This is a genomic window from Synechococcus lacustris str. Tous (assembly GCF_003011125.1).
Classification (GTDB): domain Bacteria; phylum Cyanobacteriota; class Cyanobacteriia; order PCC-6307; family Cyanobiaceae; genus Synechococcus_D; species Synechococcus_D lacustris.
On sequence record NZ_PXVC01000022.1, the window covers coordinates 17,639 to 28,119 of the forward strand.

6 protein-coding genes are annotated in these 10,481 nt (G+C 54.3%); all 6 read left to right on the forward strand.

Annotated elements, in window-relative coordinates; genetic code table 11:
• Nucleotides 1-126 precede the first annotated feature (126 nt).
• On the forward strand, nucleotides 127-3,270 hold the full coding sequence (locus tag C7K08_RS06615; protein WP_106499851.1) for an exodeoxyribonuclease V subunit gamma: 3,144 nt from the start codon (nucleotides 127-129) through the stop codon (nucleotides 3,268-3,270).
• Nucleotides 3,267-6,860, forward strand: a complete 3,594-nt coding sequence (locus C7K08_RS06620) for a UvrD-helicase domain-containing protein (protein WP_106499852.1) — start codon at nucleotides 3,267-3,269, stop codon at nucleotides 6,858-6,860. Before C7K08_RS06615 ends, C7K08_RS06620 begins: the two co-directional genes overlap by 4 nt.
• Nucleotides 6,857-8,236 (forward strand): ATP-dependent DNA helicase, encoded by a 1,380-nt coding sequence (locus tag C7K08_RS06625; protein WP_106499853.1) that lies wholly within the window; start codon nucleotides 6,857-6,859, stop codon nucleotides 8,234-8,236. The genes C7K08_RS06620 and C7K08_RS06625 overlap by 4 nt, the downstream gene beginning before the upstream one ends.
• Before the next feature lie 31 nt (nucleotides 8,237-8,267).
• Entirely contained in the window at nucleotides 8,268-8,504 is a 237-nt protein-coding gene (locus tag C7K08_RS06630; protein WP_106499854.1) for a hypothetical protein, read from the forward strand.
• Between the two features lie 4 nt (nucleotides 8,505-8,508).
• Entirely contained in the window at nucleotides 8,509-8,844 is a 336-nt protein-coding gene (locus C7K08_RS06635) for a phosphomannose isomerase type II C-terminal cupin domain (protein WP_241537110.1), read from the forward strand.
• A gap of 148 nt (nucleotides 8,845-8,992) precedes the next feature.
• Nucleotides 8,993-10,481 (forward strand): DEAD/DEAH box helicase (locus C7K08_RS06640; RefSeq protein WP_423218689.1); only part of this gene is annotated, 1,489 nt, incomplete at its 3' end.

Below are 10,481 nucleotides of genomic sequence, written 5' to 3' on the forward strand. Positions count from 1 at the left end.
GGTGGTCACGGCGTTGAAAATTGATTCGTTAATGCAAAATTGTGTCAGGAATTCAACTTGGATGGGTGCTTTCTTAAGCGAAAATACCTTGAAAAAAGCTGAAGATCGCTTCCTTGCCACCCGGTTTTGTTCCGTTTAATCCAAAGCAACAGCATTGAAACCCTGGCTGCTGCCCTGGCTGAACAGCTGCTGGCAAAYACCCCCGAGGATCCCTTTGCYGTGCAAAAGGTGTTGGTTAGCACCAATGCCATGGGGCGTTGGCTGGCCCTTGCCTTAAGTGAACAGCTGGGAATTTGCGCTGGCATCGATTTTGATTTTGGTGGCCGMTACCTGCGCAATCTGGTGCGGCAACTAGCAGCKCAGCCCAGTGATAACCCTGATCCGTGGGAACCAGAACAGCTGCGCTGGCACCTGGCCCAAATGCTCCCCCAGATCCCAGGTAGCCAGCACTGGCCAAACAATTCACAGCTAAACCGGCAGCAATTGCAATTCCTGTTGCAATTAAGCGACACCCTTGATCAATACGGCCTCTATCGCCCAGCGGCAATTCGCCGCTGGYTAGCAGCGGAAAACCTTGATTTCGATGCCAAACCGCTCGAGRCAWGCGAACTCTGGCAAGCGCAACTSCTGCGCAACTTGCAAAAYAAAGCCAAGGCCCTCGGCTTTGATCACCCCAGTGAACGCCTACTGCATGCGCCGCAACGCTTAGCMAAGGCAGAAGAGCTGTTTAAGCAATGGCAGCAAGAGGGACCGCTGCATGTGTTTGGCCTCTCCAGCCTGGCCCCCGCYTTTTGGCAATTGCTCGCAACCATTGCCGCCAGCGGCCGGCGGGATGTGGTGCTCTACCTGCTGAGCCCCTGCAACGCCCCTTGGGGTGCCATGCCMCCTCCGATCAACAACGAAACCAGTGCGGTGGAACAGCTGGAAACAATGCTTCTTTACAAAGGGCATCCCCTGCTGGCAAACCTCGGGCGCACCCTGCGGGATTTTGATTGGCAACTGGAACTTATTTCCACCAACCTTGAGGAAAAGTTCCAACGGCATTCCTTGCCAAGCCCACCCCTTAAGGAGGGGGCAACGCTCTTAGATCAACTCAAACACGATCTAGCAACCGGCTTAAAAGGCAATCCCCTAGAGCTAAAAGCAGAGCAGCTAAACCTCCAGGTAATCCACTGCCACGGCGATCGCCGTCAGGTGGAGGAAGCCCACGAAGCAGTGCTTGCCTTAATGGCCCGCGACCCCAGCCTGCAWCCGCGCCAGGTGTTGCTGCTAACAACGGATGTGGCCTGTTTTGCCCCCTTAGTGCTCGCCACCTTTGAGCAACCAGGCGGCARCAGCAACCCCCGCCACCTGCCAATTCGCGTTACCGATCGCACCCTCAGGCAACGCAATCCCCAAATCAATCTCCTATTCCARCTGCTAGCYCTTGCCGGCAGCCGCTACGAAAGGGAAGCGGTGCTGGATTTATTGCTGCTGCCACCGGTGGCGCAAGCAATGCAACTTATCGATTTAGAACATCACCAATGGCTGCACCTAATCCAAGCGGTTGGAATCACCTGGGGARAAGAYGGCAGCCATCGCCAGCAGTGGGGTTATCCCGCTGGCGGCGAAAACAGTTGGCAATGGGGCCTAGATCGCCTGCTGCTGGGCCTACTAATAGAGGATCCATTTCCCGCTGAAGCTGCAGCCCTCGGCGAATGGCAAGGCATAGCTGCCCACGGCGATCCGCTTTTAACAGCCGCTTTAGTGCAGGCACTAATCAAGGCCTGCGAAACCCTATTTGATTTCCTACAGCGCCTCGAAAAACCCCTTACTCCAGGGGCCTGGGCAGAAGCCCTAGCCGAGGCCGTGCAAGGGCTCAGCAACAGCGCTGGCCTYAATGGCTGGCAGGCACCTGAACTTTATGAATTGCTCAAACCATTGCGCACTGTCCCGGCAAATGCGCCCCTGCTTGAGCGGGAGGCAGTGGTTTTACTGCTGGAGGAGGCAGAAGCCCAAGAGCAAGGCCGTTATGGCCATGTAAGTGGTGCCGTTACCCTCAGCGCCCTTGAGCCGATGCGCTCCATTCCCCATCGGGTGGTGGTGCTGCTGGGCATGGATGAAGAACGGCTGCCCCGCCAAGACAATTTCGCTAACTACAACCTGATGGCGCGCAACCCCTGGCGGGGCGATCGCAGCCGCCGCCAGGAGGATCGAGCAATCCTGCTCGAAACCTTGCAGGCCTGCCGCCACCACTGGATTGCCACCTACACGGGCACTGATCCACGCACGGGGGAAGAACAAAACCCAGCGGGYCCCCTGGCCGATTTAATCAGCTGCYTAACAACTCAATACCGCTGCAGTGATGGCACAGCGATCAAAGATCTATTGGTGCGCCGCGCCCCACCGCTGCGGCCCCTGCCAGTAGCCCCCATCAATGGGCTTGAAGCCCTATGGCCTGCCAATTTGGATTGGCCAGCAACTGAAACAGCCAGCAGCGATCTAAGCGAACTACAACTATTTTTTCGCGAYCCGGCCCGGGCATTCCTGCGGGCCCATGGCATCCAACTGCAACGCAAACCAGAGCAAGCCTGGGAYCCAGAGGAAACAGAACTAGATGGTTTGCATCGCTGGMAAATAGGCGAACAAATGCTGCCCCTAGGGGTTGATGGGCTAAGCCCAGCTGCCTGGCAACAGCAACAGGGGGCCCTAGAGCGCCGGGGCAAACTGCCCTCAGGCCCGGCCGCCCAGGTGGTTAGCGCCAACCTTCGCCAGCGCAGCCTTGCCCTACTGCAAATTGATCAGCAACTGCAGCAAAGCCAGCCAAACTCACAACGCATTATCAGCAGCGGTGTTTTAAACGCAAAACGCAAGCTGCAAGCTTGGATTGCCCATTTGGATGCCAATMAAACTGAACCACGCCCCACCTATTTAATTGGCCCRAAAGCAAGCGGTGAACAGGAAGAACTAATCAGCCTATGCCTTGATSCCATCGATTCAGCAACAGCTAACATACACCTAGATCTACTGTTTAAATTACATCAAGAAGGCCTAAATCGGCCCTTGCCATTTGARCCAGAAGCCAGTTGGTTGCTGCTTAACTACCGGCWWAATCCAGAAGCGAATTGGAATCAATTAGATAATTATCAATGGCCAGATTCAATCATTCAATTAAATGGTGGTGAGGCACCAAATTTATTTAGTTGGTGGGATCAGGCTGATTGTTTGAGCCTAGCTGAGCAGATTTTGATACCGCTTGATGAAGCATTAGCAGCTTCCAAAATATCATGACTAACCTTGATTTAAATGGMGCTCTRCCCTCTGGCACCGAGGTGATTGAGGCCAGCGCCGGCACGGGTAAAACCTATGCCCTCAGCCACCGGGTATTGCGCTTAATTGCAGAACAAGGGTTGCCTGTTGAATCAATCCTGGTGGTTACTTTCACCAGGGCGGCGGCGGCAGAAATTCGCAGGCGGATTCGTGATCGCTTGAACTTGGCCGCCACCGCATTGGCGATGGCCATCGGCCAACAGGCGGAAAATAGCCCAGCCCTAGATGAAACCCTTGCCCCTTTAATCGCYAGCTGGCATTCAAGTTCCGATCCCTATGAACCACTGCTAAGGCTATTAAAAGCATTAGATCAAKTGGATTTAGCCCCAATCCACACCATCCATGGCTTCATCAAAACCCTWATTCGCGCCAACGGGCCCTTGCTGGCCATTGATCCGATGGTGGGATTACAAGAAAACAACCAGGAATTGCTATTTAATCTTGTTACCCATTGGCGCCGCTGCAAGCTATCGCCAAGTTCWAGCCCCTGGCAGGCATGGGTGCATAGCCACGCTGATCTAAGGGCAGATCAACTTTTAAARCTAGCCCAATTGATAGACGACGACCGCGATATGCAAATAGCCAATCCCAAAYATGCAACTGATCCCGAGCAACTGTGGGCAGATCTAGAGCAGCGCTTTCACAATGCCCTAGCAAGCCAAGGCGATGAAACTGCAGCCGCGTTGGTTGCCCTATGTAAAGGCAAAGGCAACGAAACTCCCGTAAAAATAATTCCTAAAACCAGGCTAACTGAATTGCCAAGYCGGCTGGAAATAGCAAGGCAGCAGTTTTTTTTAAATCCCTCGCCTCACAATGCAAAAACCTATCGCCATCTATGCCAAGCCTTCGCCACCAATCGCCTGCGTTTGGTGCTGGCCGACCCCAGCCAGGCACCAACAGCGGGGCTCCATCACCTGGCCGATCAACTCTGTTATCAACCAATTGAACAACTGCTTCAGCAATTCTGCCTGCAAATAAAAGAGCAGGCCAGCGGCCAAAGGTTGGCTCAAAACGTCCTCAGTTTCTCCGATCTACTCGAGCGGGTTGATCCTGCAAAACTAGAGCCAGATCAATTAATCGCTCTTAAAACCTGGGCCCAGCGTAAATATAAATGCTGCTTAATCGATGAATTTCAAGATACGGATCCAATTCAATGGCGTTTGTTTGATTCTTTATTTGCAGGAAATTTACCAATCACCCTGATCGGTGATCCCAAACAAGCCATCTACCGCTTTCGTGGTGGCGACATCCGCACCTATCGCCTTGCCACCAGTGGCAATAACCGCAGGCGGGCGGGCCTCAACAYCAATCGCCGCAGTGATCCCCAACTACTTGAWGTGCTCAACCGATTRTTTAGCGAAGGCGAAGCATTTGGAAGTGCCGAAATTCCTTACCACCCAGTTCAGGCACCCCMAAACACTCCCTCCTTTCGGTTGCGATATGGCAACAGCAAAGCCCCTGTGCCTCCAGTGCGGTTGCGCTGGATCACCAGCGGCGATAAGCCCACAGCCACAACCAACCTRAGCCGCACCCTGGCAGCCAGTGTGGCCAGCGACTTGCAAAATTGCCTTGCTCAAGGTTTAGAAAAACTRTCGGGCRATAGCTGGCGGCCAATCAATCCAGGCGATCTGGCCGTTTTGGTGAGCCGTAATACAGAAGCGCTGGCAATTCAACGGGAATTGCTCAGCCGTGGCATACCAGCTCGCATCGGCAGGGGTGGCAATATCTGGGCTACGGCGGAAGCTGGCAGTGTTGCCCTTGCCCTAAGCGCCCTTGCGGCAGATGGCCGCAAACCSCCCGCCCTCGCCCTTGCCTTATCACCTTTAGGGGGATTTAACGCCGGGGAAGTTTCAACCTGGGACGACTTTGAACATGGTTCATGGCTGCAAAAAATCAGCAGAGCTGAGCAGCGYTACCAGCAACTTGGCCCCCTACCGGCCCTRGAGCTGCTAATTGCCACTGGCCCTGGCATAGCCCGCCTCAATGCTTGCCTTGGTGGTGCCCAACGGGTGAGCGATTTGCTGCAGCTTGGCGAACTGCTGCAAGAAAACTGGCAAACCCAAGGACGCCCCTCCCCCGCCCGCCTTGGCCTCTGGCTAGCGCAAAAACGCTGCAGTGCGGAGGGCTCCAACAGCAGCCAGCAACGGTTGGTGGCTGCTGGGAAGATGGTTTGCATCAGCACCCTTCATGCCAGCAAAGGTTTGGAATTTCCTTTGGTTTGGTGTCCCACCCTTTGGCGTGGTTCCGGGGGGCCAAAGGCGGAGGAACCATTTAGGGGCTGGGATCAAGCCAGCCAAAAACGCATCTTGGAATTAAACCGTTGTGATGGMAGTTCCCCAAGGCTGGAAAGGCGCGAAACGGCAGAACTGGAGGCCTGGCAGGAGGGGTTACGCCTCGGCTATGTGGGTATTACCCGCGCCTGCCATCAACTGAGCCTTGATTGGGGTCGGGTRCGCGATAGCGCCACCAGCTTGCCCGCMTGGTTRCTCCATCSCGAACTGCGCAGGCCCAGGGCCCAGCAGCCATGGGAGGCCATAGCAACAGCCATCAAGGAAAACCCCCAATTGCAACAACAGGTGCAACGCCGCTGCCTTGAATTAGGCATCCAATTTGAACTGGTGGAGCCGCAGCCCAGCCAAGGAAGCCAGCCAACCATTGCAATCCCAAGCCTGCTGCCCCCGGCTCCTGCCAGCMAGGTCAAAGCATCGCTGCCACGGCCAAACCTTGCCCCCTGGGGCAGGTGGAGCTACAGCCGMTTGGTGGAACAAAACCAAGTTGCCTCTGATTACAGCAGGGAAGAAGARGGCTTTGATCCAGATAACAGCCCAGCAAGTGATGGGGCCGGCAGCTCAGAAAGCCCCCTATGGAGCAGCCTTCCAGCTGGTGCTGCCTTTGGCACCCTTGTGCATGGGGTGCTGGAGCAGCTTGATTTCAGCGCTGATTTARCTGCACCAGAGGTCCAAAAAATTCTTGTTGATGCCGTTGCCCGTTCTGGCTTTGAACCACACTTGGCCGCGGAGCTAAGGCCAGCCCTGCAAGAACTCATGCAGAGGTCCCTCGGGGGACCCCTGGGCCAGTTGCGCCTTAATCAAATTGAACGCCAAAACAGTTTGCGGGAATTGCCCTTTGATTTRCCCCTGAGTGGCTTTGAAAACGGCCCGCCCCTAGATGTATTGGGTGAGGCCCTAAGYCAACTCGCAAAACACCCCAAYCCATTGGTTTGCTCCTATGCAAAAGAACGGCTTAAACAACGCCTMCCCCAAGCCAGGGCCGGTTTTTTAAATGGGGTGATCGATTTGGTGYTCCGGGCACCAGCTGCCAATGGAGATCTGCAATGGGTGGTGCTGGATTGGAAAACAAATCGGCTCAGCCAACCTGTGGCAAAACTGATGGCAGATAAGGATTATTGGCTGCAGGCCCAGCTCTATCGCCACGCCATAGAGCAATGGCTGCGGCTGCGGCTTGGTTTAACCAAATCCGAACCCTGCCCCGTTCACGCCTTGATGTTGTTCACCCGCAATGGTGAAAGCGCCTGGCTTACTAATCCATGAGTGCCACCCGCCTATTGGCCCTTGCGCCAGCCAGCGTGCAAAGCCAGGCAGAGGCCTTAAAGCCATTGCTGGAATTGTTTTTTAGCAATCTTGGCCAAGGTAAAGAACCGCTTGAATTGGCTGAAAGCCAGTTACCAGATGAACTGATCAGCGCCCTAGCAGCTCTGCCACTGGTGCTGGATAAAAAACCAGATGAACCGTTAAAGCTCTGGACGGCTAAGGGGTTCAAACAGCAACAAARGGTGCTTGCGCAACTTGTTGATCTGCTCAAATCCCACAACGGACTTTTGGTAACAGGTGGGGCCGGCAGCGGTAAAACCAGCCTGGTGCGAAAACTACTGGGGGAGATAAATCAGCCAACGGCCCTAATGGCCCCCACTGGCAAGGCAGCCGCCCGCTTGAGGGAGGCGATGGCGCCAATGCCCGAGGGGATGCAATGCGGCACCATTCACCGCTGGCTTGAGGCCAGTGGTGATGGCCGATTTCGCCGGGGACCACAACGGTTGCTGGAGTTAAGCAGCGTTGTTGTTGATGAATTTTCAATGGTGGAAATAATGCTGCTGGAGGCCCTATTGGCRGCATTACCCCCTGGGGTGAAGCTGTTTTTATTGGGGGATCCTGGCCAGCTGCCACCGATATCCGGGGCCGGTGTGCTCGCTCCCTTGAAAGCAAAGCTGGCGGCAGAGGCACCGCAATGYTTAATCGAATTAAAAGGCTCCCATCGCTTCAATCAAACCACTGCCCTTGGGGAATTTGTTCAGCAGCTGCGCAAGGGGCCCATCGATTTGGCCACACAATTGCAGCAGCTGCCAGAAACAGGCAATTTAGGTTTCTACAATTTAAATCTAGGTTGGCCCATAGAATTAACTGAACGSTTAAATCTRCACCGCAAGCAACTAYTAATAGCAGCTGAAAATAAGCACTRTTCAGATCAAGAAGCCCTCAACACGCTTCTGGAATTAATGTTATTGGCGCCGCGGCGAAAGGGCCGCCATGGGGTGGATCAATTAAATGAACGCTGGCTTGGCTTAGATCGAAATAATCCCTTGGCTTGGCCCGTGGGAACACCAGTTTTAATCAACCGCAATAACAATGAAAAAGGCCTATCAAATGGTGATTTGGGCTTAATTCGCAGCGATGAAAGGGGCCGAAAAGTGGCGGTTATCGCMAGCGGTGATGGCGCCCAGCGCATCCCCTTGGAATTGCTTGTTGGCGTGGAACCGGCCCTTGCGATCACAGTGCATAAAAGCCAAGGCAGCCAAGCTAAGCAGGTGATAGTTGTGATCAATGAAGCCGAGGGGCTGGATCCCAGGTTGCTCTACACAGCCCTAACCCGCGCCCAAGATCGGGCCGATCTACTTTTTTCAGTTCCATAACAAAACTGCTGAATTTGCACTTTTAGAAGCAGTGTTGGAGCATTCCCTAATTAATGCATTGGAAATACCACCTTTTATCGGCGTTCCCCTAACCCCAACCCCACCAGCGATGTATCGCGATTGCATGCGCACCCAGCTTGGCATTGATGAATGGCTGCTGGGCCCTGGCGCCCTGAATGAACAACTTCCCTATCCCCCTGGCCTCACAGCCCAGCAAATAGCTATCGCCACTCGTTTTTGCCAGGCAATCGGCGACGACGATGGCTGAAGCAATGGCAATAACTAAACGCCCATGGGGCTGGTTTGAAACCTTGGCGGAGGGGGAGGGCTATCTAATAAAAAGATTGTGGATTRCCCCACATCARCGCATTTCATTGCAACGCCATCAGCATCGCCAGGAGCATTGGTATGTGGCCCTTGGCGGTGGCTCGGTAACCATTAACGATCAAGATTTAGAAGCCCCAATTGGCAGCACATTTGATGTGCCCTGTGGATCTATTCATCGAGCTGAAGCTGGGTTTGAAGGGATGTTGATTGTTGAAATCCAAAGGGGGGACCTTCTTAGTGAAGCCGATATTGAACGTTTGGCCGATGACTATGGCCGATAAGTAGGGCCTCAGCCATGGAGCATCGGGTGATATATTTCATTTGTTGAAAGTCCATCTGAATAGGGCAAGGCAGATCAAAACGTGGGTTCTGCCGGCCTGAATCAAGGAATTTCAGGCCAACCTACGGCGACAATCGCCCTATCCAACCGTGACTACTACGCCTCAATTTCCCCTGCCTAGCGAACTGAATCCTGAGGATCCAGCTTCCGAATCATCTGAATCAAATTCAGCTATTGCCAGTTCTGGTTTTGCCAGTTTTGGTTTGCCTGCAAACCTTCTAGAGGCCCTAGAGCGCTGCGGTTATCAGGAGCCATCACCAATCCAGGCGGCTGCCATTCCCGAATTRATGCTCGGCAGGGATTTGCTGGGCCAAGCTCAAACAGGCACAGGTAAAACCGCTGCTTTTGCCCTACCGCTGCTAGCCAGGCTAGATATCGAAGCGCGCCATCCTCAGGTGTTGGTGTTAGCGCCAACCCGTGAACTTGCAATTCAAGTAAGCGAAGCCTTTCAACGCTATGCCTCATGTACCCCTGGGGTTCATGTGCTTGCTCTTTACGGAGGCACTGATTTTCGCGATCAAATCCAGAAGTTGCGTAGGGGTGTTCAGGTAATAGTTGGCACCCCAGGCCGGGTGATGGATCACATGCGCCAGGGCACCCTTGATGTTTCCAAATTAGAAACACTGGTGCTTGATGAAGCAGATGAAATGCTGCGCATGGGTTTTATCGACGATGTGCAATGGGTGCTGGAGCAATTACCAACTAAGCGGCAAGTGGTGTTGTTTTCTGCCACCATGCCAAATGAAATCAGGCGGATTTGCCAACAACATCAAAAGCAACCGGCTGAGATCACCATTCGCACCCGCCAAGCTGATGCCGGCCGCATTCGCCAACGTTTTATCAGTGTTCCCCATCATCAAAAAYTACCTGCTCTGCAAAGGGTGCTTGAGGCCCACGGCCGCGGTGGTGTAATTATTTTTGCCCGCACAAAAGCGGTAACAGTTGTGGTGGCTGAAGCCCTTGAAGCCAGTGGCACCGCCTGYGCTGTRCTCAATGGCGATATTCCCCAATCCCTGCGGGAACGCACAATTGAACGCTTAAAAGATGGCAAGGTAGATGTGTTGGTGGCCACCGATGTGGCAGCCCGGGGCCTTGATGTGGARCGCATTGGTTTAGTTGTTAATTACGACGTTCCCTTCGACAGCGAAGCCTATGTGCATCGCATTGGTCGCACCGGCCGCGCCGGCAGGGAAGGGGACGCGATCCTGTTTCTCTCCCCCAGGGAGCGCCGTTTGCTCTATGGGCTAGAGCGGGCCGTTGGTTGTGCGATTGAACCGATGGAGGTGCCCTCCGATGCGGAAATCAATCAACAACGCCTAGACCAACTGCAGGAAAAACTCACCTGCCTGCTCACTGAACCCGTAGCGAGCGAGCGTCAGCAGGAGGTGGCACTGATGGCTGAAATCATCCAAAGGCTCAGCCGTGAAACCGAAGCCACCCCAGAGCAACTAGCCCTTGCCGCCCTGAGGCTCTCCCAAGGCGATCAACCCTTGTTGGTGGTGCCCCAAGTTCAAAATTCAGTTACGCGTATGGGTCGCAATGAACGGCCCGAACGGGGTGAACGCCGGGGGCCAGGGG